This is a genomic window from Cryobacterium aureum (genome assembly GCF_002954245.1).
Taxonomy (GTDB): domain Bacteria; phylum Actinomycetota; class Actinomycetes; order Actinomycetales; family Microbacteriaceae; genus Cryobacterium; species Cryobacterium aureum.
The window spans coordinates 107,952-132,471 of the sequence record NZ_PPTG01000014.1 but is presented as its reverse complement, the minus strand read 5'-3'; the positions used below and the strand labels follow the sequence as shown (position 1 = coordinate 132,471).

General features: G+C 65.5%; 24 protein-coding genes. 17 read left to right on the top strand and 7 right to left on the bottom strand.

Annotated elements, in window-relative coordinates; genetic code table 11:
• Positions 1–2 precede the first annotated feature (2 nt).
• Genes CJ028_RS06235 through CJ028_RS06225 form a run of 3 tightly spaced genes read left to right on the top strand, consistent with a single transcriptional unit; the run spans position 3 to position 2,611 of the window.
• Complete coding sequence (locus CJ028_RS06235) at positions 3–920, top strand: ABC transporter permease (protein ID WP_105034413.1); 918 nt, start codon at positions 3–5, stop codon at positions 918–920.
• The gene (locus CJ028_RS06230; protein WP_174774976.1) at positions 917–1,723 is read left to right on the top strand and encodes an ABC transporter permease; all 807 of its coding nucleotides are present in this window, start codon (positions 917–919) and stop codon (positions 1,721–1,723) included. The genes CJ028_RS06235 and CJ028_RS06230 overlap by 4 nt, the downstream gene beginning before the upstream one ends.
• A 6-nt stretch (positions 1,724–1,729) precedes the next feature.
• The gene (locus CJ028_RS06225) at positions 1,730–2,611 is read left to right on the top strand and encodes a diacylglycerol/lipid kinase family protein (RefSeq protein WP_205683956.1); all 882 of its coding nucleotides are present in this window, start codon (positions 1,730–1,732) and stop codon (positions 2,609–2,611) included.
• Here CJ028_RS06225 and CJ028_RS06220 read toward each other — a convergent pair.
• Both CJ028_RS06220 and gabT read right to left on the bottom strand, forming a co-directional pair.
• Positions 2,608–3,600: an asparaginase gene (locus tag CJ028_RS06220; RefSeq protein WP_105034412.1), complete on the bottom strand. Its 993-nt coding sequence runs from the start codon at positions 3,598–3,600 to the stop codon at positions 2,608–2,610. The genes CJ028_RS06225 and CJ028_RS06220 overlap by 4 nt on opposite strands.
• A 5-nt stretch (positions 3,601–3,605) precedes the next feature.
• Positions 3,606–4,982 (bottom strand): 4-aminobutyrate--2-oxoglutarate transaminase, encoded by a 1,377-nt coding sequence (gabT, locus tag CJ028_RS06215; RefSeq protein WP_105034411.1) that lies wholly within the window; start codon positions 4,980–4,982, stop codon positions 3,606–3,608.
• Between the two features lie 85 nt (positions 4,983–5,067).
• Here gabT and CJ028_RS06210 point away from each other — a divergent pair, with 85 nt between their 5' ends.
• The 3 genes from CJ028_RS06210 (at position 5,068) to CJ028_RS06200 (ending at position 7,187) form a co-directional block, all read left to right on the top strand.
• Complete coding sequence (locus CJ028_RS06210) at positions 5,068–5,553, top strand: OsmC family protein (RefSeq protein ID WP_105034410.1); 486 nt, start codon at positions 5,068–5,070, stop codon at positions 5,551–5,553.
• Between the two features lie 141 nt (positions 5,554–5,694).
• Positions 5,695–6,054 carry a PadR family transcriptional regulator gene (locus CJ028_RS06205; RefSeq protein ID WP_105034409.1) on the top strand — a complete coding sequence of 120 codons (360 nt, stop codon included), beginning with the start codon at positions 5,695–5,697 and terminating at the stop codon, positions 6,052–6,054.
• Positions 6,051–7,187: a hypothetical protein gene (locus tag CJ028_RS06200; RefSeq protein ID WP_105034408.1), complete on the top strand. Its 1,137-nt coding sequence runs from the start codon at positions 6,051–6,053 to the stop codon at positions 7,185–7,187. The genes CJ028_RS06205 and CJ028_RS06200 overlap by 4 nt, the downstream gene beginning before the upstream one ends.
• A gap of 241 nt (positions 7,188–7,428) precedes the next feature.
• Here the strand turns inward: CJ028_RS06200 and CJ028_RS06195 are convergent, their stop codons facing one another.
• Complete coding sequence (locus CJ028_RS06195; protein WP_105034407.1) at positions 7,429–8,775, bottom strand: aminotransferase class III-fold pyridoxal phosphate-dependent enzyme; 1,347 nt, start codon at positions 8,773–8,775, stop codon at positions 7,429–7,431.
• A 41-nt stretch (positions 8,776–8,816) separates the two neighbouring features.
• Positions 8,817–9,644 (bottom strand): lysophospholipid acyltransferase family protein, encoded by an 828-nt coding sequence (locus CJ028_RS06190; RefSeq protein ID WP_439099030.1) that lies wholly within the window; start codon positions 9,642–9,644, stop codon positions 8,817–8,819.
• A 67-nt stretch (positions 9,645–9,711) separates the two neighbouring features.
• Here CJ028_RS06190 and dxr point away from each other — a divergent pair, with 67 nt between their 5' ends.
• Positions 9,712–10,794 carry a 1-deoxy-D-xylulose-5-phosphate reductoisomerase gene (gene dxr / locus CJ028_RS06185; protein WP_105034406.1) on the top strand — a complete coding sequence of 361 codons (1,083 nt, stop codon included), beginning with the start codon at positions 9,712–9,714 and terminating at the stop codon, positions 10,792–10,794.
• A 4-nt stretch (positions 10,795–10,798) separates the two neighbouring features.
• Here dxr and CJ028_RS06180 read toward each other — a convergent pair whose 3' ends face one another.
• Together CJ028_RS06180 and CJ028_RS06175 are read right to left on the bottom strand one after the other, a co-directional pair.
• On the bottom strand, positions 10,799–11,323 hold the full coding sequence (locus CJ028_RS06180; RefSeq protein ID WP_105034405.1) for a mucin-associated surface protein: 525 nt from the start codon (positions 11,321–11,323) through the stop codon (positions 10,799–10,801).
• Positions 11,320–12,474 (bottom strand): serine/threonine-protein kinase, encoded by a 1,155-nt coding sequence (locus tag CJ028_RS06175; protein WP_240607126.1) that lies wholly within the window; start codon positions 12,472–12,474, stop codon positions 11,320–11,322. Before CJ028_RS06175 ends, CJ028_RS06180 begins: the two co-directional genes overlap by 4 nt.
• A gap of 157 nt (positions 12,475–12,631) precedes the next feature.
• On the opposite strand from CJ028_RS06175, the gene CJ028_RS06170 reads away from it, so the two are divergent.
• A complete protein-coding gene (locus CJ028_RS06170) occupies positions 12,632–14,011 on the top strand; it encodes a M50 family metallopeptidase (RefSeq protein WP_105034403.1) in 1,380 nt (459 codons plus the stop codon).
• Between the two features lie 120 nt (positions 14,012–14,131).
• Here the strand turns inward: CJ028_RS06170 and CJ028_RS06165 are convergent, their stop codons facing one another.
• Positions 14,132–15,316: an acetyl-CoA C-acetyltransferase gene (locus tag CJ028_RS06165; protein WP_105034402.1), complete on the bottom strand. Its 1,185-nt coding sequence runs from the start codon at positions 15,314–15,316 to the stop codon at positions 14,132–14,134.
• A 236-nt stretch (positions 15,317–15,552) separates the two neighbouring features.
• Between CJ028_RS06165 and CJ028_RS06160 the strand changes: the two genes are divergently transcribed.
• The 9 genes from CJ028_RS06160 to CJ028_RS06120 are packed head-to-tail and all read left to right on the top strand — an operon-like array spanning position 15,553 to position 24,479.
• Positions 15,553–16,767, top strand: coding sequence for a substrate-binding domain-containing protein (locus tag CJ028_RS06160; RefSeq protein WP_105034401.1), 1,215 nt, complete (start codon positions 15,553–15,555; stop codon positions 16,765–16,767).
• A gap of 6 nt (positions 16,768–16,773) precedes the next feature.
• Complete coding sequence (locus CJ028_RS06155; protein WP_105034400.1) at positions 16,774–17,529, top strand: ABC transporter ATP-binding protein; 756 nt, start codon at positions 16,774–16,776, stop codon at positions 17,527–17,529.
• Complete coding sequence (locus CJ028_RS06150; RefSeq protein ID WP_205683955.1) at positions 17,526–18,287, top strand: ABC transporter ATP-binding protein; 762 nt, start codon at positions 17,526–17,528, stop codon at positions 18,285–18,287. Before CJ028_RS06155 ends, CJ028_RS06150 begins: the two co-directional genes overlap by 4 nt.
• Entirely contained in the window at positions 18,284–19,159 is an 876-nt protein-coding gene (locus tag CJ028_RS06145; protein ID WP_105034399.1) for a branched-chain amino acid ABC transporter permease, read from the top strand. Before CJ028_RS06150 ends, CJ028_RS06145 begins: the two co-directional genes overlap by 4 nt.
• A complete protein-coding gene (locus CJ028_RS06140) occupies positions 19,156–20,265 on the top strand; it encodes a branched-chain amino acid ABC transporter permease (protein ID WP_105034398.1) in 1,110 nt (369 codons plus the stop codon). The genes CJ028_RS06145 and CJ028_RS06140 overlap by 4 nt, the downstream gene beginning before the upstream one ends.
• Positions 20,262–21,824 (top strand): class I adenylate-forming enzyme family protein, encoded by a 1,563-nt coding sequence (locus tag CJ028_RS06135; RefSeq protein ID WP_105034397.1) that lies wholly within the window; start codon positions 20,262–20,264, stop codon positions 21,822–21,824. The genes CJ028_RS06140 and CJ028_RS06135 overlap by 4 nt, the downstream gene beginning before the upstream one ends.
• Positions 21,821–22,513 (top strand): TetR/AcrR family transcriptional regulator, encoded by a 693-nt coding sequence (locus tag CJ028_RS06130; protein WP_105034396.1) that lies wholly within the window; start codon positions 21,821–21,823, stop codon positions 22,511–22,513. Before CJ028_RS06135 ends, CJ028_RS06130 begins: the two co-directional genes overlap by 4 nt.
• Entirely contained in the window at positions 22,510–23,406 is an 897-nt protein-coding gene (locus CJ028_RS06125; protein ID WP_105034395.1) for an alpha/beta fold hydrolase, read from the top strand. Before CJ028_RS06130 ends, CJ028_RS06125 begins: the two co-directional genes overlap by 4 nt.
• The gene (locus CJ028_RS06120; protein ID WP_105034394.1) at positions 23,403–24,479 is read left to right on the top strand and encodes an alpha/beta fold hydrolase; all 1,077 of its coding nucleotides are present in this window, start codon (positions 23,403–23,405) and stop codon (positions 24,477–24,479) included. The genes CJ028_RS06125 and CJ028_RS06120 overlap by 4 nt, the downstream gene beginning before the upstream one ends.
• The last annotated feature ends 41 nt before the right edge of the window (positions 24,480–24,520 follow it).

Genomic DNA, 24,520 nt, shown 5'->3' with positions numbered 1-24,520 from the left:
GGATGGCCTTCGCTGTATTCTCGACCGCGACTGCGCCGTCGACCGACCCGGTCGCTCGGCGTCGCAGTCCGGTGGCGTTGTTTCTGCTGCTGCCGGGCATCCTTTATCTGGTGCTGTTCTTTCTCACCCCGCTGGTCTCATTGTTGCTGACGTCATTTCAGACGCCGCGGGAGTTCGGCGATATCGGACAGTACGACTACGCCTTTCGCTGGCAGAACTACACCGAGGTCATCACGACCTATTGGCCGCACATCGTGCGATCGTTCAGTTATGCGCTGGCCGCGACGTTCTTCGCGCTGGTGATCAGCTACCCGCTGGCGTACTTCATCGGAGTGAAGGCCCGCAAGTGGCCCCTGCTGCAGAGCCTCATGCTCGTGCTCGTGATCGCACCGTTCTTCATCAGCTTTCTGCTGCGCACCTTAGCCTGGAAGCAGCTCTTTTCCGACGAATCGTTCGTCGTGCAGTCGCTCAAAGCGCTGTCGCTGCTGGGGCCGGAAGCGCACGTGACCGGCACCGCTTTCTCGGTGATCTTCGGCCTGACCTATAACTTCATCCCGTTCATGACTCTGCCGTTGTACACGACACTGGAACGTCTCGACGTGCGTTACCTCGAGGCCGGCAACGACCTCTACGCCAGTCCGTTCCAGGTGTTCCGCAAGGTGACCATTCCGCTGTCGATGCCCGGCATCGTGGCCGGGACCCTGCTCACGTTCATCCCGGCGGCCGGTGACTATATCAATGCCAGCCGGGACTTTCTCGGTGGTACCGGCACCCAGATGATGGGAAATGTGATCGAGGCGAACTTTCTCGTGCTGCAGAACTATCCCTCGGCGGCGGCCCTGTCCATCATTCTGATGACCGTGATTCTCGTGATTGTCAGTATCTATGTCAAGCGATCCGGAACCGAGGAACTGCTGTGAAACTCTCCCTCGGCAAGTGGCTGCTACCCGTCTACAGCGGGTTGGCGCTGTTGTTTCTGATGATTCCGATCGGCTATACCTTCGTCTACTCCTTCAACGATTCGCTCAAGTCGAACATCACCTGGCGCGGTTTCACCTTCGACAAATGGTTGAACGTCTGCAACGTACAAAACGGCGCCGTCTGTCAGGCCTTTGGTAACAGTTTGTTCATCGGGGCCGTCGCCACGGTCGTGGCGACCACCCTCGGCACCATGATCGCGATCGCCATCGTGCGCTACCGGTTCAAGTTTCGGTCACAGACCAGCTTGCTGCTGTTTCTGCCGATGGCAACCCCGGAGGTCGTGCTCGGCGCCGGCCTGGCGGCTCAGTTTCTGTCGCTCGGTGTGCCGAAGGACATGCTGACGATCATTCTGGCGCACACCATGTTCTGCATCAGCTTCGTGGTGGTCACGGTCAAGGCGCGGGTGGCGAGTCTCGATCCCGCGCTGGAAGAGGCTGGCCGCGACCTGTACGGCTCGGCCTGGCAGGTGTTCGCGCGCATCACCTTTCCGCTGCTGCTGCCCGGCATTCTGGCGGCCGCTCTGCTGTCATTTGCGCTGTCGTTCGACGACTTCATCATCACGAATTTCAACTCTGGGGCAGTGACGACGTTCCCCAAGTACATCTACATTTCGGCGGCCCGCGGCATTCCGGCCGAAGCCAACGTGCTCGCGTCGGCCGTGTTCATTCTCGCGCTCGTCGTGGTCGTGACGGTGCAGGTGTCCGGGGCGGCGAAGGCGCGGCGATTGGCCAAGCTCAGCTGAACCCCCGTGAGATCCTTCGAACTGTTGGTCAACCCGGCCGCTGGCCAGCCCGCCGCCGCCGGGCGCGGCCTGGAGGTGGCACGTTACCTGCGTGACGCCGGGGCCCTGGTCACGGTGACCCACACCCAGAGCGCGGAGCACGGCCGTGAGGTTGCGACCAAGGCCTCCGGGCGTGGCAGTGTGGTCGTCGCGGTCGGCGGCGACGGCACCGTCGGTTCCCTCGCCGGCGCGGTCGTGACGGCGGGCGGAATTCTCGGATTCGTGCCGGTGGGGCGCGGCAATGATTTCGCGCGTCAACTGGGAATTACGCACGATGTTGCGGCGGTGGCTGACCTGCTGCTGACGGGATCGGTGCGGCCGGTCGACGTCATCGAGGTCGGTGACCGAATCGTGGTGGGCAGCGTGTACGCCGGAATCGATTCGCTCACCTCGAGACTGGTCAATCGGGTGCACCGATTACCGGCCCGGCTGCAGTATCCGATCGCGGCCCTCGGGGCGATCGCCACGCACCGCTCGACCGAGTACCGCATCGCGATCGACGGCGTGAGCCGGATAGTCAGCGCGCACACCGTGATCGTGGCAAATTCCGGCTACTACGGGTCGGGGATGCACGTGGCGCCCTCGGCGCGGCTTGACGACGGTCTGCTCGACATCGTCATCTTCGCCGCGGCTGGCCGGCTCCGACTGCTGAAAGCACTGCGCCTGATCTACCGCGGAACACACTTGGAGCTGCCGGAAGTCACCGTGCAGACTGGGTACGCGGTCGCGATCGATTCGACCGGTCCGGTGGAAGCCTACGCCGACGGCGACCGCATCGGGCCTCTGCCGGTCGAGGTAAGGGTGATGGCGGGCGCACTCAACGTGATCGCGCCCAGCATCACCGGCTAAACGTAGCTGGCGCGAATCCCTCCGACCGGACGGCCACCACCGGTCACGGTGAGGCCGAGCTCGGGCAGCAACTCAGTGACATCCGCTCGCTGGATCGCTCCAGCGTCAGCCAGCAGGCTGAGCGCAACCGCCGCTGCGGCTCGTAGGTTGCCGTCGAGAATCTTCAGCGCCACGGTGGTACCGTTTTCGGCGGCAGCGACCATGATGCCCTCCGCGCCACCCTTCACGAACAGGCCGAGCCGGTCGATCACGATACTGTCGGAGTGGCCGGGGCCGGCCACCACCCAGCCGTTGGCGCGCACCGCTTCGGCCAGGAAGCCGGCCTCGCGGTAGATCGCGAACGGGGAGTTGGACTTGCTGGTGGCAATGCGGGCGATCCCGCGGGCCAACCCAGTGAGGGAGATCGCGTGCACCGGGGCGCCGCAGCCGTCGACGCCAGAGGCCAGCGGGCGTTCGCCGGTGAAGCGCTCGAGCACGTCCAGGATGCGTTTTTGCAGCGGATGCGCCGGGTCCAGATAGCCTTCCAGCGCCCAGCCGTTGTGCTGGCAGGCCACGAGCATGGCCGCGTGCTTGCCCGAGCACTCCATGTAGACCGGTGCCTTGGTGGCGCCGAGGCGCACGAGAGCGTCTCGGGCGGCGGAGTCGATCGGCCAGGCAGCGGGGCAGGCGAGCGCCGTCTCCGGTATTCCGGCCCGGGAGAGCAGCCCGCGAACGAGTTCAATGTGGGCGGCGGTGCCGCTGTGACTCGCGGTGGCGATGGCGGCATCCGCTCCCCGCAGGGCGGCGCCGCTGGCCAGGACCGCGACGGCCTGGAACGGTTTCATCGCCGAGCGCGGAAAGACCGGGCTGGTGACGTCGCCGAGCGCCCGCAGCACTTCACCATTGGTGCCGAGCACGATCGCCGAACCGGCGTGCCGGGACTCAACGAAGCCGCTGCGCTCAACAACGGCCAGCTCGACGGAATTGTCGACCGTAAAGGTTTCCGTCACGGTGGCTACAGCGCGGCCATGGCGTCGTCGATCACCGAGAGGGCGTCGACGATGAGGGCATCGGACAGCGCGAGGCTCGGCAGAAAACGCAGCACGTTGCCGTAGGTGCCGGCGGTGAGCAGCAGCACGCCGTGCTGGCCGGCGTAGGTCGAAATCGCGCTCACTGCGGCGGCGTTGGGCGCCTTCTCGCCGTCGCCGGTACCCGGCTGCACGAGCTCGATCGCCATCATGGCGCCGTGGCCGCGAATCTCGCCGATGATGTCGTACTTGTTCTTGAGCACGGTAAGGCCGGCGGTGAGCGACTTCTCGATGCGCTGTGCCTCGCCGAGCAGGTTGTTCGTCTCGATGGCCTCGAAGACGGCGATCGCAGCTGCACAGGAGACCGGGTTGCCACCGAAGGTGCCACCGAGGCCGCCGGGCTGGGAAGCATCCATGATTTCGGCGCGGCCGGTGACGGCGGCAAGCGGGAAGCCGCCAGCGATACCCTTGGCGCTGAGCACGAGGTCGGGGATCCAGCCGAAGTGTTCACTCGCGTAGTACTTGCCGGAGCGCGCCATGCCGCTCTGGATTTCATCGGCGATCATGACGACACCGTTCGCGGTGCACCATTCCTGCAGGGCGGGCAGGTAGCCATCCGCTGGCACCATGAAACCGCCCTCTCCCTGGATAGGCTCGACGACGAGACAGGCCAGATCTGATGCCCCGATCACCTTGTCGAGGTAGGCGATGGTGCGTGCGGCCGCCTCGGCACCGGTCAGGCCGTCGTGGTACGGGTAGGAACTCGGTGCGTGGTAGACGTCGCTGGCGAGCGGACCGTAGCCGGTGGCGTATGGCATGGCCTTGTAGTTCATGGCCATGGTCAGCACGGTGCGGCCGTGATAGGCGTGGTCGAGTACGGCGACGGCGCGACGTCCGGTGTACTTGCGGGCGATCTTCACGCCGTTCTCGACGGCTTCGGCGCCGGAGTTGATGAGCACGCTCTTCTTCGGGAAATTGCCAGGGGTGTGCTCGGCGAGAAGCTCGGCGACGCGCACGTACTCTTCGTACGGGGTGACGGTGAACAGGGTGTGGATGAAATCCTGGGACTGTTCAATGGCCGCTGCGACAACGCTGGTCTCCGTGTGGCCGATCGTGGTCACGCCGATTCCGGCACCGAGGTCGATGAACTGGTTTCCGTCAACGTCGACGACGATCGCGCCGCTGGCCTTCTTGATGTAGACGGGGAGCATGGAGCTGACGCCATCGGAGACGACCGCTCGGCGCCGCTCCTGCAACGCCGCCGAGATCGGACCGGGAATGGCCGTGACGATCTTTCGTTCCTGCGCGACGGAGTACGTGGTCGCGGCGGCAGCGGGAGCAGAGTTTGTGAGGGTGTCAGTCATGATGCATCCACTTTACCGATCTCATTCCCCACGAGGCTGGTTGTGCTGTCAGAATTGGTGCAGGAGATAGCGATTTCGAGGGGGAATCATGCTCGGCGAGCACAATTACGCGGTACGGGTCGACTGGACCGGCAATCAGGGCAGTGGTACTAGCAGCTATCGGGCTTACGGCCGGCAGCACACCATCACGCCGGTGGGTAAGGGGGCCGAGGACAAGGCCGTTATCAAGGGATCGAGCGACCCGACTTTTCACGGGAATGCCGAACGCTGGAACCCGGAAGAGCTGTTGCTCGCCGCGCTTAGTCAGTGCCACATGCTCTCCTACCTGCATGTGGCCGTGCGGCACGGGGTGACGGTCACCGCCTACACCGACTCCGCGGTCGGTGTGATGCGTCAACGGGCGGGCGGCGGCGGAAGTTTCGCATCCGCTACGCTGCGCCCGCGTGTGACAATATCCGACCCCGCCCAGGTCGACTTCGCGCAGTCGCTGCACGCCGAGGCAGCGCGTGAATGCTTCATCGGAGCCTCGATGAACTTTCCGGTCGTGCACGAGCCGGTCACCACGGTCTGAGCGCTTCTCGGCTCGGCGCTTGAAGCTCACGGCTCGGCGCGGGAGACCGAGATTGCGCATCGCGCAGTAGTGCGGTTTGCGTAGTAGTGTGGGATCCGTTGAAGGCCTGAGTGAACGCTCGGGCCGATGAAGGGGATGCCGATGGATACCACCCAATTACTCAAGGGGGTGCTTGACATGGCCGTTCTGGCCGTCATCGTTGACGACGACGGCTACGGCTACGACATTGTGCGCCGATTGCGAGCCGCCGGACTCGATGAGGTTGGAGACGCCTCGGTCTACGGCACCCTGCGCCGGCTGTACGGCGCGGGGGCGCTGTCGAGCTACGTGGTGCCGTCGGATGGCGGACCACACCGCAAGTACTACGGGATGAACCCGCACGGCCGGGCCATGCTCGCCGATCAGCGCGCGACCTGGACCCACTTCGCCGACACTCTCTCCCAGCTGCTCGAGAACCCGCAGCGCTCCGCTCTCCTACCCACGATCGGCGACAACTCATGATCGAAACAGCTACGACTCCCCAGTCCATTCGTGATTTCGCCCTGGCCGTGCGAGCGGCCCTGAACGATCTTCCGGCCGATGACATCGACGACCTCACCGACGGCCTCGAAGCCGACCTCACCGAGCAGGCCGCCGACGTCGATGCTGGCGATGCCGCGATGCTCGACTCTGACCTCGGTGATCCGGTCGCCTATGCTGACGAGCTGCGCGGTGCTGCCGGGCTCCCCGTGCGGGGAGCGACGCCCAAAGTCCGCGTGCCGCGGCTACACCGGCTGCGCACCCGGGTCGGGGGCATTCGGGCAAACGCGGCCCGCCGCATCCGCTCGAGTGTGGCCGGTACGGCGGTACTCGACTTTCTGCTCGTGCTTCGCCCGCTGTGGTGGGTGCTACGCGGCTGGGTCGTCTATGCGGTCGCGGAGATCTTCCTCCTCGGCGGTGGGAACTTCTTCTTAGGAGGAGGCATGAGCGCTATTGCGACCGAGCCGATTCGTTGGATCGTGCTCGCGGTCTTCGTGATTTTGAGCGTGCAATGGGGTCGTGGGCGCTGGCTGCCCTGGCGCTGGCTCCCCGGCTTTCGCACCGTGGTTAGCGTCTGCGCGATTCTGGTGCTGCCAGTGGTGCTTTCTCACTCGGCCCATGAGGCCAATGCGCAGAACAGTGCATACGTCGATTACAACCCGGCTCCGACCCCCGGACTCATGCAGAGTGGTAAGCAGGTGACCAACGTCTTCGCCTACGACGCCGATGGCCAGCCGCTCACCGACGTGCAGTTATTCGACCAGGGTGGCCGCGCGCTCAACGTGGTCAACGACCCGCTCAATACGAACTACCTGCCGCAGCTTGATGCGGCCGGTGAGAAGGACATGGTCGTACCGAGCCTGTTGGTACCGGGCGGCGGCTGGAACGTGTTCCCACTCCAACTGGTGACCTCTGGCGATATCGATTACACCTACGACTACCTCGGCCAGGCCTACCAAGCGGATGCTGCACCCTCGCCATTCCCGTTCACCCAGGTACGGCCGCTCGTGCCGGTGTCCGAAACGGGGGAGCCGGCAGCAACGCCATCGCCAACACCGTCACCCACGCTGGTGTCGGAGCCGACAGCATCCGCTTCGCCAACGGCCGGACCGTGATGCGCCCGGGCGACGCACAGGCGGTCATCAGCCCCGCGGCTATCGACCTGCCGCCGACCCAGTCCGTCGACATCACGGACTGGGTGGCGCAACCGGGGCGCGTCTAAGAGACGATTTTGAGCCGTGAGTATGACCCGCCGAGCCGTGAGTTTGAGCCAATTTCCGGGCTCAAACTCACGGCTCGGCGACGGGGGCGACTACGCGGCGACTACGCGGCGACTACGCGGCGACTACGCGGCGACTACGCGGGGTAGGCGGCGACCAGGGCGGTGAGCGCCTCTTCGAGCACGGTCGCGGCGTCGTCGATGAGTTCGTCGGAGATCACGACGCTCGGCATGATGCGCAGAACTGAATCCCAGCTGCCGGAATCGAGCGCGATGACGCCGTTCGTGGTGGCGTGCTTGATCAGCGCGGTGAGCGCCTCGGGGTAGGGCTTCTTCGTGCCGGGGTGCACGAGCTCGACGCCGAACATGGCGCCCTTGCCGCGGACCTCGCCGACGATGGAGAACTTCTCGGCCCAGTCGCCGATGCGCGCCCACAGTGCGGCTTCTACCCGCTTCGCCTCCCCGAGCAGGTTGTCGCGCTCGATCAAGTTGAACACTGCGAGCGCGGCAGCGGTCGAGACCGGGTTGCCACCGAAGGTGCCGCCGATTCCGCCGGGCTGCACGGAATCCATGATGTCGGCGCGACCGGTGACGGCGGCCAGCGGGAAGCCGCCGGCGATGCCCTTGGCCGTGGTGACCAGGTCGGGCACGACGTCGTGGTGCTCGATCGAGTACCAGACCCCGGTGCGGGCAATGCCGGCCTGAATTTCATCGGCCACGAAGACGATGCCGTTCTCGGTGCAGAACTCGCGAATGCGCTTGAAATAGCCGGGCGCGGGAATGACAATGCCGCCGTCGCCCTGAATCGGCTCGACGAAGAACGCCGCGACCTCGGTGGCTCCGATGTGGGTGTTGATGTAGTCGATGGTCTTCTCGGCCGCTTCAAGGCCGCTCAGGCCGTCGCGGAATGGGTAGCTCGTTGGCACACTGTAGATCTCGCCGGGAAACGGGCCCATTCCGGCGCGCTCAGGCCAGGGCCGGTAGGTCATCGTCATGGTCAAGTTGGTGCGACCGTGAAAGGCGTGGTCGAGCGCCACGATCGCACGCCGGCCGGTGAACTTGCGGGCGATCTTCACCGCGTTCTCCACGGCCTCAGCGCCGGTGTTCACGAGGACCGAGTGCTTCTCGAAGTCACCGGGGGTGATCTGGCTAAGTTTCTCGGCGACGGCCACGTAGTTCTCGTAGGGCGTGACCGTGAACAGGGTGTGGGTCAGTTTCGCTGCCTGAGCGGATGCCGCGGCCGCGACGTCCGGATGCGCGTGACCGATCGTGGTCACCCCGATACCGCAGCCGAGGTCGATGATCTGGTTGCCATCAACGTCGACCAGGATCGCTCCGGCGCCGTGGTCCATGTAAATGTTGGCGAGGGTTCCGGCGCCGCGGGCAACAGTCTTCTCGCGTCTGGCCTGCAGCTCAACCGATTTGGGGCCGGGAAGAGCCGTCACGAGCTTGCGTTTCTGGGGCACCGAATACGTAGCAGTCATTGCTCCAGCCTATGACCGTCCGGTCGACGGCCAGACCGCGGCTACAGGCGTTCGCGCGGAAAGACCCGGTGGGCGAGGCGATTCAGCGTGCCGACCGGCGGCGATTCGTTGTAGGCATTGGCCAGGTCCTGGCCGGACAGGCCATGAATGGCCGCCATGATCTCATCCGTTGCCTGGCGGCGCGCCTTGCCCGATGTGGCCTGACCGTGGTGACTGAGGTCAAGCGGTTCACCGAAACTGACAGTGACCTTGCGGATGCGCGGCACCTTGCTGCCCACCGGCTGAATCTCCTGCGTGCCGATCAGCCCAACCGGAACCACAACAGCGCCCGTGGTGAGGGCCAGCCAGGCGACGCCGGTGCGACCCTTGTAGAGGCGGCCATCGAGTGAACGGGTGCCCTCCGGGTAGATCGCGAACGCACCCTCGGCCTCTAGTACGGCGCGGCCGGCGTCGAGTGCGACCTGAGCGGCCTGGCCAGCTCCGCGTTCCACGCCGATGGCGCCGATGGCAGTGAAGAAGGTTCGTGACACCCAGCCCTTGAAGCCGACTCCGGTGAAGTAGGTCGACTTGGCGAGAAACTGCACGCGGCGGGTAGCGACGAGCGGAATGACGATGCTGTCAATGAAGGAGAGGTGGTTACTCGCGAGAATGACGCGGCCGGTGGCCGGGATGTTCTCGCGGCCCAAAATGCTCGGCCGAAAAACGATTCGCGCGACGGGCGCCATGATGCCGTAGCCGAGAAAGTAGACGAATCCCGGGCGCTTGACCCGCTCGGCTTCGTCGGTTTCTTCGGCCGGAACGGCTTGATCGGAACTATCGATCGTGATGGTTTCGGCGTTATCTTTGGGTTCTGCATCGGCACCAGTCACCCGTCGACACTACGCCACCACTGGACGGCATCGAACATACGCCGCGCCCGGCACCTAGCATGGGGGTATGCGCAGAGTAATCATCCTCGGGTCAACTGGCTCCATCGGAACCCAGGCGCTCAACGTCATTCGCGCCAACCCGGAGCGGTTTGAGGTGGTCGGCCTCGCTGCCGGCAGCAACCGCGAAGTGCTCGATCAACAGGCGGCCGACTTCGCTGTGGACGCCACCGCGCTCGGCGCCGACGAGGCCGAACAACTCGTTCGAGACGTCGACGCAGACGTCGTGCTCAACGGCATCACCGGTTCCGTCGGTCTCGGCCCCACCCTCGCTGCGCTGAAGGCCGGGCGCACCCTGGCCCTGGCCAATAAGGAATCGCTGATCGTCGGCGGCGACCTGGTGAAGAATCTGGCTGCGCCAGGGCAGATTGTGCCCGTTGACTCCGAACACTCCGCCATTGCGCAGGCATTGCTTGCAGGAACCAAGCACGAAGTGCGTCGACTCGTGCTGACGGCATCGGGCGGGCCGTTTCGCGGTTTTACCCGGCAACAGCTTGACCGGGTCACGCCCACGCAGGCCCTCGCGCACCCCACCTGGAATATGGGCCTCGTGGTCACCACCAACTCGGCCACACTCGTGAACAAAGGCCTGGAGATCATCGAGGCGCACCTCTTGTTCGACGTGGAATACGACCGCATTGACGCCGTCGTGCACCCGCAATCAGTGGTGCACTCGATGGTCGAATTCGTCGACGGGTCGACCATCGCGCAGGCAAGCCCCCCGGACATGCGGCTGCCGATCTCGCTCGGCCTGGACTGGCCGAACCGGGTAGCCGCAGTCGGCGCCCCGATCGACTGGACCGTGCCGCACAGCTGGACTTTTGAACCCCTCGACAACGCGGCCTTTCCCGCGGTCGAACTGGCCAAAAAGGTCGGCCGACTGGGCGGCACTTATCCGGCCGTCTTCAACGCGGCCAATGAGCAGGCCGTCGCGGCTTTTCACGCCGGGCACATCGGCTTTCTGGACATCGTCGACACGGTGCTGCGCGTGGTCGAATCCCACGAGCAGCAGGGTGACCTCACCCGGGACTCCCTCGGCGAGGCCGAGCGTTGGGCGCGGGCCGCCGCCGATCAGCTGATCGCCGCGAATTAATGTCTTAATTGCACGCGCCGGCTTTGACCCGATCTTTATCGTCCTGGCACTCTTCGCGGTTTTCCTTGGCATCTTCGGCGGCCTTTGTCGCCGCGTCGCGCGCGTCTTCGGCGGCTTCCTTGGCATTTTCCGCCGCTTCTTTGGCGTTCTCGGCGTTCTGTTCGACGGAGAGGGCCGCCGCTTCGGCTGCCGCTTCAGCAGCGGCTTCGGCGGCGACCGCTGCGTCCTCTATCTGAACTGTCAGATCGGCGGTGACCAGGTTGATGGCGGCTTGAATCGACGCCGATCGTTCTGCGCTGACCTGGCCGGCGGCGGCCGCGGTGCGGAGGTTGGCCTGCATCGCGGTGAGGAGGGACTGGGCTTCGGTAAAGTCTCCGTCGGCCGATGCCTCGGTGATGCCGAGCACCGCAGACTGCAGTTTTTCGGCCGTGGACGCCTGGAGCTCGACCGGCTCAGCCGCGCAACCGGCCAACGGCAGCAGCAGAAGCAGTCCGGAAGCGAGGTAGCGGGTCAGGCGTTTGCGGATCACGGGTTTACGCTTTCCTGAAGCTGTTCGAGGTGCGTGCCGAGGGTGCCGTCGATCGCCGGATAACTCGGCGGAACCGCGGGCGGCACGTCTCCGCCGGCAAGAAACAACGCCCAGAGAACGATCGCGGTGACAACCAGAACCGCCAGTACGATCCAGAGGATGACCCGGTTGCGCCGCACGCTCGGTGTGGGCGCGGTCCCCGTCTGCTTCCTGGAGATGGCCGTGGTTGCCGGTTTGGGCGTGGGGGCCGGATCGGCACTCAGCACCTCGGTCGGAGCGGCATCAACTGCACCGTGAGCAGGCAGCAGCAGCGTCGCCACGGCCTGATCTTCGGTTCCGGTGGCGAGCGCACGAAGCAGCAGGGACGCCTCGGCTGCCGTGGGCCGGTCGTCGGCGTCGTGGGCGGTCATGGCCGTGAGTACCTCTGTCCAGTCCCGGCCGAGCGTGCTCGGAATCTCCGGCTGGCGTTGCAGCCGCGCCATCGCCGACTCCACGGCGGTTCCGGGGTAGGCGCGCACCCCGGTGAGGCACTCGAGCAGTACCAGGCCGAGGGAATAGACATCCGTTGGTGCGCCGATCGCCGCGCCGAGCGCCTGTTCAGGGCTGAGGTAGCTTGCGGTACCGAGCAGCGACCCGGTCGCGGTGAGCCGGGTCTGATCGAGAAGCCGGGCGATGCCGAAGTCGGCGAGCTTGGCGTGCATGCTGCGGCCGGGAAAGCCGGAGGGCGAAAGCAGCACATTGGCCGGCTTGACGTCGCGGTGAATGATGCCCTGCTCGTGCACATAGTGCAGGGCCTCGGCCAGATCGGCACCCATCACGGCCACCTCGAGGCTCGGCAGCGGACCGCTCGTGATGTGGGCGCGCAGGTCGGGCCCGTCCACAAGTTCCATCACGATGAAAGTGCGCGGGGTGCCGTCGACGGTTGCGGTGCCGGCGTCGAACAGGGTGACCAGTGCGAAATGGTTCAAGCTCGCCAGCAGTGCGATCTCACCACTCTGACGTTCGGGCTCTGCGGCGCCACCATCGGCCCGAAAGAGTTTGACGGCCACTGTGCGGCCCAGCGTGGTATCCGTTGCCCGATAGACGGATGCCATCCCGCCGGTACCGATGAGGGTCTCGATCAGAAAACGGTCGGCAAGCAGGCTGCCCACCGGGCCGGGGCTCGGTAGCTGCTGCGTAGGAATGCGTTCGTGAGACAGGGGGACCTCCTGGTGCGTGCACCCTCTAGCAAAGCACATGCACCCCGTAATCGGGAGGTCAGGATGCACGGCCAGCCGCTTTGCAGCTTGATGCGGTTACTCTACGACAGTGGAAACCGTACTGCTGTTCATACTGGGCGTCGCGATCGTGGTTGTGGGTCTTGCCGTGTCCATCGGCCTGCACGAAATCGGCCACCTCGTGCCCGCAAAGCTGTTCGGCGTCAAGGTAACCCAGTACATGATCGGCTTCGGACCGACGCTCTGGTCGCGCACCAAGGGCGAGACTGAGTACGGCGTCAAGGCGCTGCCTCTCGGCGGTTATATCGCCATGATCGGCATGTTTCCACCCTCGAAGAAGGGCGGAGCTCCCCGCACCACTACCACCGGGTTCTTCGATCAGATGGTGCAGGAGGGCGAACCGGAGAAGAAGACCAGCGCCCTGTCCACCCTGGTCGACGACGCCCGCCAGGCCAGTGCGGAGACCATCGGCGAGGGTGAAGAGCACCGCGCGTTCTATCAGCTGTCGGTCTACAAACGCGTGATCATCATGCTCGGCGGGCCCACCATGAACCTGCTTATCGCCATCGTCATGTTTTCCATTTTGGTCATGGGATTCGGCAGCCCGCAGATCAGTACGACCGTCGGCAGTGTGAGCGAGTGCGTGCTACCCGCTTCGAGCGACCGGCAAACCTGCGAGTCAACCGATGAAGCTTCACCCGGTGCCGCTGCCGGATTGCGGCCCGGAGACCGTCTGGTCAGTATCGGAGGAACGGCCATTTCGAGTTGGGAGCAGTCGACCGAGATCATTCGCTCGGCGCCCGGGCGCACCCTCGCCGTGGGCGTCGAGCGTGACGGTGCCGACGTCGATCTCTCGCTCACCCCCAAGCTCACCGAACGCTACGTGTATACCGCCGACAACAAGATCAAAACGGATGCCTCCGGCGCGGCGATTACCGAGGAAGTCGGGTTCGTCGGAATCGGAGCGGCGAGCGAACTGGTGCCCCAGCCAGCGACAGCGGTGCTGCCCTTGGTCGGCGACAACATCTCCGGAGTCGCGCACGTGATTCTCAACCTGCCCGACCGGCTCGTGGCCGTGGCCAATGCCGCATTCGGCCCGGGGGAGCGCGACCTGAACGGACCGATCAGCGTGGTGGGTGTCGGCCGGGTGGCCGGCGAACTGGCGAGCATGGACACCATTCCGGTCGCCACGAAGGTCGCGAGCATGCTTCAGTTGCTCGGATCGCTGAACATCGCCCTGTTCGTGTTCAACCTGGTGCCCCTGCTGCCGCTCGACGGCGGCCACGTTGCCGGGGCGCTGTGGGAAGGCATCCGTCGATTCTTTGCGAAGCTGTTCAAACGGCCAGACCCCGGACCGGTCGATATGGCCAAGCTCATGCCGCTCACGCTGGCGGTCGTGGTTCTGCTCGGCGGGATGAGCCTGCTGCTCATCTACGCCGACATCGTCAAGCCGATCAACTTCTTCGGGTAGGGCACTACTCCCGCGGGCGGACGCGGCGCCCCGCGCCCAGACGTAGCATCAAGTCATGGCACCACACTGGGATTCCGACGCGGCCTGGGTACGACCTGCCTAGCCGTACCCAGCCAGACGCTACCGCGACAGCAGCAGCGCCTCGCCCTGGCCGCCGCCGCCGCACAGGGCCACGGCGGCCTTGCCGGTGCCGCGACGCGCCAGTTCGAGCGCGGCATGCAGGGCAATGCGCCCGCCGCTCGACCCGATCGGGTGGCCGATGGCAATGCCGCCGCCGTGAATGTTCACGACGTCAGCCGACACCCCGAGTACCTTCGACGACTGGGCCACCACCGAGGCGAACGCCTCGTTGATCTCGACCAGGTCGAGATCGGCAATGGTCCAGCCCTCGCGCTTCAGGGCCTGCGCGATTGCATTGGCCGGCTGGGAGTGCAGGGAATTGTCGGGGCCGGCCACTTGGCCGCTCGCCTGGATCATGGCGAGCCAGGGCAGATTGTGCTTTTCGGCCCAGGCGCGGCTGGTTACGACGACCGCGCTCGCGCCATCGCTCAACGGGGCGGCATTGCCGGCGGTGATGCTCCCAGCCGAGTCGAACGCCGGGCGTAACCGGCCGAGCGTCTCGGTGGTGCTGTCAGCGCGCACGCCCTCATCGGTGCTGATCAGGAGTGGCTCGCCCTTGCGCTGCGGCACACTGATCGGCGTGATCTCGTCGCTGAACACATCACTCGCGGCGGCAGCGGCGGCCCGCTGGTGTGAGGCTGCGGCAATTTCGTCCTGCTCGAGCCGGGTTTGGCCGAGTTCCGCGTTGGCGCGCTCGGTGGAAAGTCCCATTGAGAGGCCGTCGAAGGCGTCGGTGAGTCCGTCGTGCGCGGCGTGGTCGAGGGCCGAAACCGTTCCGTAGGCCCAACCCTGACGGGATCCGGGCAGCAGGTGGGGCGCGCGCGACATGGATTCCTGGCCACCGGCTACGACGACATCCGCTTCGCCGAGCCGCACCAAGCGGGCGGCATCGATGACCGCGGCGAGGCCAGACAGACACACCTTATTGAGCGTCATCGCCGGTACATTCCACGGGATGCCCGCAGCCACGCTGGACTGCCGGGCCGGGTTCTGCCCACACCCGGCTTGGAGAACCTGACCCATGAGAACGAAGTCGACCTGCTCCGGAGCCACTCCAGCGCGGGCGAGGGCGCCGGCAATGGCGGCGGCGCCGAGGTCGACGGCGGTGAGGGACGAGAGCTGCCCGTTCACGCGACCTTGCGGGGTGCGTGATCCGGCCAGGATTACGACGTCGGTTTCGGTCATCGGGACTCCTTTGTCAATAAATGGATGCGTGCGACCCCAGCCTATTGGCCACGTCTGGGTATCAGTTCACTCCTACCTCTTGACAGTACCGTCGATCGCCCATAGATTCCTGATACCTGAACCACCTGTCAGGTTTGAGTTCATGGCTCCGCAGAATGCCCCCAACTCAACTGCACGCACTCAACAGCACGCACTCAACAGACAGCACCGACTCAACTGATCGAGAGGCAAATTTCATGCGGGTAACGAAGATGTTCCTGGCCCCGGCAATTCTCGCCGTCGCCGCCCTGACCCTGGTCGGATGCGCCCCCACGGCCACGACCGGCGGCGCAGCCACCGATAATTCCACCACGAAGCCCGCGGTGCAGGTGGGCATGGTCACCTCCGCGACCGGCCCGCTCGCCGCCTACGGTGCCGCGTACACGGCCGGGTTCGAGGCCGGTCTCGACTACGCCACCGACGGCACGGGCATAGTCGACGGCCGCGAACTGGATATCACCTGGAAGGACGACCAGGGCAACCCGGACACCGCAGTCTCGGTCGCCAAAGACCTGATTGGACAGGGATACCAGATTCTGGCCGGCACCGTCGTGTCCGGCATCGCCGTCACCTTGGCCGAGCAGGCCGCGCAGAACAAGATTCTCTACATCTCCGGCCCGGCAGCCGCTGATGCCATCACCGGCATCAACCAGTACACCTTCCGATCCGGCCGCCAGACCTATGAAGACGTCGCGACGGCCGGAACATTCATCGGCGACCCGAGCGGTAAGAAGATCGTCGTCTTCGCCCAGGACAACGCCTTCGGGCAGGGCAACCTGGCCGGCGTCAAGGCCGTACTCGGAGCCAAGGGCGCAAGCGTCGATGGTGTGCTCGTGGCCGAAGACGCGACCGAATTCACCCCATTCGCGCAGCAATTGCTCGACGCCTCACCCGACCTCGTCTTCGTGGCCTGGGCCGGTGCCAGCACCGGTGCCATGTGGACCGCGCTGCAGCAGCAGGGCGTGTTCGACGCCGTTCCGGTTGTCACCGGCCTCGGTGATGTCTCGACCTACGGCGCTTACGGTGCCGCGAGCGACAAGATCAGCTTTCTCTCGCACTACTTTGCGTCGGCCACCGACAACGAGCAGAGCAAGGCGATGATCAGCTACCTGAAAGCCCACGACGCACAGGCCGACCTTTTTTCGCCCGACGGTTTCGTGGCCGCCCAGATGCTCGTTCAGGCGGTTCGTGAGGGCGGCGGTGACAACGTCGATGACATGATCGCCTCGCTCGAGGGCTACACCTTCGACTCGGTGAAGGGGTCGATCACCATTCGTGCCGAAGACCATGCCGTGCTGCAGCCGATGTTCCAGGCCACGCTCAAGGAAGGCACCGACGGCACCTGGGCGCCGGAACTGATTGAGACGGTCGACGCGAAGACCGTCGCGCCGCCCATCGTCGCCGCAAAGTAGATCGCGATGCCGGACCAACCCGTGCTCAGCATCGAGCATATCGGCCTGCAGATCGGCGGTGCCCGCATCCTCAACGATGTATCGCTGTCGATCCCGCGGGGCGAGATGCTGGGTGTGATCGGCCCTAATGGGGCCGGCAAGACAACCCTGTTCAACCTGATTTCCGGCGTGCTGTTTGCCACGGAAGGCGTGGTGCGGCTGAACGGCCGCACCATGACCCGGGAACCGATCCACGTCAGGGCACGGGCCGGCCTCGGTCGTACCTTTCAGACCTCGAGTCTGTTCAACGGGCTCAGCGCCACCGAAAACGTGCGGTTGGCCGCACAGGCCAAGTCCGGCGGCGGCAGCCTTGTCACCCGGTTTCCGAAGGTCTCGGATGCCGCCACCCGGCTCGCCGCCGATCGTCTTGACGAGGTCGGGCTGGCCGATCTTGCCCACGCCAAAGCCGGTGGCCTCTCGCACGGTGACAAGCGCAAGCTGGAGATCGCCATGCTGCTGGCGATGGATCCGAGCGTCATCCTGCTCGACGAGCCGATGGCCGGCGTGGGCTCGGGCGATGTGCCCGGCCTGATGGAGGTCATCCGCACGCTGCACCACGGTGGTCGCACCGTGCTCATGGTCGAACACCACATGGAGGTCGTGCTCGGCCTGGTCGACCGCGTTGCTGTGATGCACCATGGCGAGTTGCTTGCCTGCGACACCCCCGATGCCGTGATGAACAATCCCACGGTGCAGTCCGCCTACCTCGGAGACCCGGTATGAGTACCAACCTGAGCACCAATATCCTCACCGTGCGCAACCTGTACGGACGCATCGAGGGGCAGCAGGTCGTCGAAGACGTCTCATTCGACGTACCAGACACCGGCGTCACCGCGTTGCTCGGCCGGAACGGCGTCGGCAAGACCAGCACCATCAAATCGATCCTCGGCCTGATCGACCGCACCGGCGAGGTCACCCTCGCTGGGCGCCGCGTCGACCGGCTGGCCACCCACAAGGTCGTACAGCTCGGCGTGGGCTACGTGCCCGAAGACCGCGAGGTGTTCGGCAAACTCACCGTCGCCGAAAACCTGAAACTGGCGGAACGCTCGGCCCATCCCAACCGCGCCCTGGTCGAGGAGCTCTTTCCCGACCTCGTGCAACGGCAGGCCCAAATGGCCGGTACCCTCTCCGGCGGGCAGCAACAGATGGTGTCGCTCGCACGTGCCCTGCTGAACCAGAACCGGCTGCTGCTGGTCGACGAACCCACTAAGGGACTCTCGCCCAAAATCGTCACCGAGGTCAGCCAGGCGTTGCTCGCCGCCGCCAAAAAAGTGCCGATCCTTCTGGTCGAACAGAACCTGCAGGTCATCCGCCAACTCGCCGACCGGGTGGTTGTTCTTTCCGGCGGCCGCGTCGTCTTCACCGGCGAAGCCACTGAATTGCTCGACGATCCCGAACGCATCCAGCGTTTCCTCGGCGTGCACAGCGGCACGGACCACAGCGGCACGGACCACAGCAGCACGGAGCAGGTGCCGGCATGAGTACCATCGTTCTGCTTCTGATCACCGGCCTCGGCCTCGGTGCTCTGTACTTTCTGGTCGCCTCCGGGCTCTCCCTCATCTACGGGCTGATGGGCGTGCTCAACTTCGCGCACGGCTCGTTTCTGACCATCGGCGCCTTCATCGGCTGGGAGGTTGCCCGTCGGCTCAGTGACGGGTCCTGGTTGGCCCTGGTCGCTGCCATGCTGACTGGCGCCGTGGTCGGGGCACTCGTCGCTGCTGCCACCGAGTTTTTCCTGATCCGGCGGCTGTACAACCGGCACATCGAACAGGTACTCGTGACGGTCGGTCTCGCCCTGGCCTCTGTAGCTCTGTTCGAGGGAATCTGGGGCACCGACCCGACCTACGTGACGAGCCCGTCCTGGCTCGGACAAACCACCGAGATCCTCGGCGCCCGCATTCCGAACAACCGCTTCATGCTCATTCTGGTGGCGGTGCTCGTGCTCGTGGCGATCGTGCTGTTCCTCAAGTTCACCCGGTACGGCCTGATCATTCGGGCCGGCGTCGAAAACCGTCTCATGGTCACCGCGCTCGGCATCGACGTGCGCCGCGCCTTCACCCTGGTGTTCGCGATCGGCGGTGCCGCCGCCGGACTTGGCGGGGTGCTGGCCTCGATCTATTACGGCTACGTTTCGGCGCACATCGGCGGTTCCCTGCTGATCTTCGCCTTTATTGTGACCGTGATTGGAGGCCTGGGGTCTCTGGCCGGGGCGGCCATCGCATCCGTTCTGGTGGCGGTGCTGCAGCAGTTCGCGAACTTCTATCTGGGCGGCACCGGCGACCTCGCCGTGGTGCTGGCCCTCGCCGCGGTGCTGTTGTTGCGTCCGCGCGGACTGTTGGGAGCAAAAGCATGAGCGCCATCTGGGCCAGGCCGTTGACCAAAATCGCCGCCAGCGCGGCGCTGGTGCTGCTCATGGCGCTGCTGCCGCTGTTGAACATCACGATTCCCGGTGTCTTTCCGGGCGCGACCTACACGCCGGGTACCCTGCAACTGCTCGCCTACGCCATGCTCATCGCGGCGCTCGCGCTCAGCTACCACCTATTGTTCGGCCTGGCCGGCATGCTCTCGTTCGGGCACGCCCTGTTCTTCGCGGCCGGCGCCTACGGCCTGGGTATAGTGCTGCGCAACTTCTCGCCGAGTTGGCTGCCGGCTGGCGCGACGTTCGTGGCGGCGATTCTGATCACGGTGCTGATTGGGTTTGTGCTCGCGGCGCTCGTCGGTTCGGTGAGCCTGCGGGTCACCGGTATCTCCTTCGCCATGGTCACGCTCGCCTTCGCCCAGGCCGGCTCGGTCGTGGTGCGGCGAAACCCCGGTGGGCAAACCGGTGGCGACGAGGGGCTCACCCTCGACGTCTCGCACGTGCCCGACGCTCTTGTCGGCGTGCTCAACACCCGCAACCTGTACTGGCTGTCGCTCGCGGTTCTGGTCACGGTCTACCTCGTGGTGTTATGGGTGGAGAAGTCTCGCGCGGGCCATGTCGTGGCCGCGACTCGCGAAAACGAACTGCGGGTACGGGTCATCGGCATCCGTCCCTATTTTGTGCGGCTGCTGGTCTTCAGCATTGCCGGGGCGCTCGCAGCCCTGGCGGGAGCCGCATTTCTGCTGCTGCAGAGCGGGGTCTCGCCGCGCGTCGCCACGCCCGACTTCACGCTGACCCTGCTGGTGATCGTCGTGCTCGGCGGCGTCGGGCTGCGCTGGGGCGCGGTACTCGGAGCACTGGTTTACACGCTGCTCGACCAGCGGTTGACCGCCCTGGCCGGGTCAGAGTTCATCGCCGGTCTGCCTGACGTTCTGCGGATTCCTTTGTCGCAGCCGTTGTTCATTCTCGGCACACTGTTTATTCTCGTGGTGTTGTTTCTTCCGGGTGGGCTGGCTGGGCTCACTCGGCGCAGCGGGCGGCCGCAACGACCTCAGGGGCGAGGCCGGAAGCGCATGCTTGACTCAGAGGAGACGACATGACTGACGACGGCCTGCACACCCTGGGCCGATGGACCCGCGACCGGGCCAGGGCCACGCCCAAGCGCGTCGCCGTCGACGACCGCGGCGTCACACTGCGCTACCGCGACCTCGACGACCGGGCCAGCGACCTCGCCCAAGCTTTTCGCGCCGCCGGCTACGGCGTCGGCGATCGGGTGGCCACCATCACCGGCAACAGTTCGGACCAGGTCGTGTTGTTCTTTGCCTGCGCGCAGGCCGGCCTCGTTCTCGTGCCGCTGTCCTGGCGGCTCGCGCCCCGCGAGCTTGCCGCGCAACTGCAGCTCGCTGATCCGGCACTGTTGCTGGTCGAAGACGAGTTTCAGACCCTGGCAACGGATGCCCAGGGTCGGCTTCCTTTGCCGCTCCCGTCGACGCTGCTCGGCATGAGAGGGGTCGAGGACAGCGTGCCCGCCCCGCGACGCGCCCCGGAAGACCAGCTGGTGAACCGCGAAGTTCATGACGATGACGCCCTGCTGATCGTGTTCACCTCCGGCACCCTCGGCCCGGCCAAGGGCGTGGTGCTGACCCATGCGAACTGTTTCTGGACCAACCTGTCGCTCTCTCGCATTACCGAGATCACCAGCAGAGATGTCGTGCTCTCGGTCATGCCGCAGTATCACGTGGGCGGCTGGAATATCCAGCCGTTGCTGGCCTGGTGGATGGGTGCCACGGTCGTGCTCGAGCGCACTTTTGACCCCGGCCGGGTACTGCACCTGATCAAGGACCGTCGCATCACGACCATGATGGGCGTTCCCGCGAACTACTTGTTTCTCGCACAGCACCCGGATTTTGCCGCGACCGACCTGTCGAGCCTGAATCACGCCGTGGTTGGTGGCGCGCCCATGCCCGCGCCCTTGCTGCGCACCTGGCATGCCCGCGGTGTCGCACTCACCCAGGGCTACGGCCTGACCGAGGCTTCCCCAAACGTGTTGTGTCTGCCCGACGACGAGGCCCGCAGCATGGTCGGCTACGCCGGCAAGCCGTATCCGCACGTCGAGGTCGCCGTGGCCGATCCGATCACCGGCGAACTACTCGGTGGGGCCGCCACGGGTGAACTGCTCGTGCGTGGGCCCGGCGTGTTTTCGGGCTACTTTCGCGCTCCCGAGCAGACCGCTCGCACCCTGCGCGGTGGCTGGCTGCACACCGGTGACCTGGTGCGTCGCGATGAGCACGGTTATTTTGCCGTGATCGATCGACTCACCGATATCTTCATCTCGGGCGGGGAGAGCGTGGCGCCGGCCGAGGTAGAGACCGTGCTGGTCGAATACGCGGCGGTCGCGGAGGTGGCGGTCATCGGGGTGCCGCACGAGCGCTGGGGAGAGGTCGGTGTGGCGTTCATCGTGCTGGCACCCGGATTCGCGGCTGATGAGGCCGGCATTCTGTCCTACGCCCGTACCCAGCTGGCCGCGTTCAAGGTTCCGGCCTTCGTACGTTTCGTGCCGGAGATTCCACGATCCCTCGGCAGCAAGGTGCTGCGGCACCAGCTGCTGGAGCGCTGGAAGCACGGTCTTGATTTTGAGAAGATAGGAAACAAACAATGAGCGCCGGAATGCCGCGCACCGCCCGAGGCGAAGAAACCAAGCGCAAACTCATCGAAGCAGCCGAGCAGGTCTTCTCGCGGGTCGGCTACGCCGACGCGTCGATCTCGCGAATAACGGATGCCGCTGGCATCGGCCAGGGCACGTTCTACCTCTATTTCGACTCGAAACTGCAGATCTTCAACGAGCTGGTCGAGGACCTCAACCACCGCGTACGGTTGGCGATGAGTGCGGCATCCGCTGTCACGGAAAATCGCATCGATTCGGAGCGCGCCGGATTTCGGGCCTTCTTTCAATTCACCGCCGACCACCCGGCGCTCTATCGGGTGATTCGCGAGGCAGAGTTCGTCTCGCCCGGTGCCTTGCGCCTGCACTACACCCGCATCGTTGAGGGCTACATAGCGGGGCTGCGCGCGGCCGGCGCCGCGGGCGAGATCAGCGACATCGATCCGACCGTCGCCGCCTGGGCGCTCATGGGAATCGGCGAGATGATCGGCATGCGCTGGGTGCTCTGGGGAGATGACGAGGCGCTCGAAGGCGCCGCATCCGATCCGTTCGCAAGCGGAACCCGCGCCGTGCCCGAGCATGTTTTCGAGCAGATGATGCGGTTCATCGAGGGTGCGCTGGGTGCCGGCAGTACCGTCTCCAGCAGCACCGTCTCCAGCAGTACCGCGGAAATGAGGCAATCATGAGTGAGCATTATCAGCCGTTACGTGTCCCGGTGGCCGAGGGAGACCTGCGCGGTGGCCAGTGGCGCGCTGCGCAGGAGCAGTCGACGGTGCTGGCCATCCACGGCATCACCGCCTCGCACCTCTGCTGGCCGTGGCTGGCTGAACGCCTGTCCGGCTCAAGGGTGATCGCTCCTGACCTGCGGGGTCGCGCTCGCAGCAACGCGCTGCCCGCGCCCTACGGGCTGCGTCGGCACGCCGAAGACCTGGCTGGGCTGCTGGACTTTCTGGAGGTCGACCGCACGGTCGTGGTCGGCCACTCGATGGGCGCGTTTGTCGCAGTGTGGCTCGCCCACCTATACCCGGACCGGGTTGACTCCCTCGTTCTGGTCGACGGTGGCCTGCCGATTCCGCGGGACGCGGGCATCGACCCGCTGCTCATGCTCGGCCCAGCCGCCAAACGGCTGTCGCAGACCTTCGAGACGGTCGAGGCCTATCTGGACTTTTGGCAGAATCACCCCGCTTTCGTCGCCGACTGGTCGCCGCGGGTGGCCGATTTTGCTCGCTACGACCTCGATGGCACCGCGCCGGCTCTGCACCCCTCGGCGCGGCTGGAGGCGGTGGCCGCCAATGCGATGGAGCTCAACGGCGCCGACGGGTACGCGGAGGCGCTCGCCGGCCTGGGCGTGCCGATCGATTTTCTGCGTGCGCCGCGCGGGCTGCAGAACGAGCCGACCGCACTGTACGACCGCGCGGCCTGCGCCGACTGGGCGACACGACTGCCGCAGCTGACGGTGCGGGAGGTCGACGATGTCAACCACTACACGATCGTTATGAGCGACCAGGGCGCCGACCAGGTAGCCCGGGCCGTGAACCTGCACACCCCGGCCAGCTACCCGAGAGGACCCCGATCATGAGCGACACCATCACCACCAGTACGGGCAACATTTTCGACGGCATCACCGCGCACAGCGTTGCCACCCCGCGCCTGCGTGCCGGAATGCTCGAACGACCGGCAACAGGAACCACCAAGGCGACCGTCGTCTTCGTGCACGGCAACGTGTCGTCATCGCTGTTTTGGCAGCCGCTCATGCTGGCCCTGCCCGCCTCGGTGCGGGCGCTCGCCATCGATCTGCGCGGCTTCGGCAGCAGCGAAACTCTCCCGGTCGATGCCACTCGTGGTGTGGCCGACTACTCCGACGATATTGCGTCGGTGCTGGCCGAGCTCGGTGTCGACCGGGTGCACCTCGTGGGCTGGAGCATGGGCGGCGGCGTGACCATGCAGCTGCTGCTCGATCACCCCGGCCTCGTGGCCACGGTGACCCTGGTGGCGCCGGTTTCCCCGTACGGCTTCGGCGGCACCGGGGGAGCGGATGGTCATCGGCTGAGCGTAGACGACGCCGGCACAGGCGCCGGCGGAGCCAACGGCGACTTCGTGGCGCGCCTGCAGAACGGCGACCGAGGTGCCGACCCGACCAGTCCTCGCACCGTCTACCAGACTACCTACGTGAAGCCGCCGTTCAGCTCGGAGCACGACGATATCTGGATCGACTCCATGCTGACCACGGCCACCGGCGTCGGCAACTACCCCGGGAATTCGACGGCTTCAGAGAACTGGCCCGGCTTCGCCCCCGGCGACAGCGGCGTGCTCAACACCATGTCTCCCGGCCATTTCAATACGAGCGGCGTCGTCGACCTGGCCGAGAAGCCAGCCATCCTCTGGATTCACGGAAGCGACGATGCCATCGTGTCGGACACCTCGTTCTTCGACCTCAACTATCTCGGGCAGCTCGGCGTGATTCCAGGCTGGCCGGGCACCGATGTGGCCCCTCCCCAGCCGATGATCCAGCAGACCCGGGCTGTGCTTCTCGCCTACCAGGCCGCCGGCGGTCAGCTGACCGAGCTGGAACTGGCCGACTGCGGGCACTCACCGCACCTGGAACACCCGGCGGCGTTTCTGGAGGCACTGCTCGCTCAGCTCGAGCGTTGACCCGAGGCTGCATTCAGCTTGGCTTGCACTTCGACAACTAA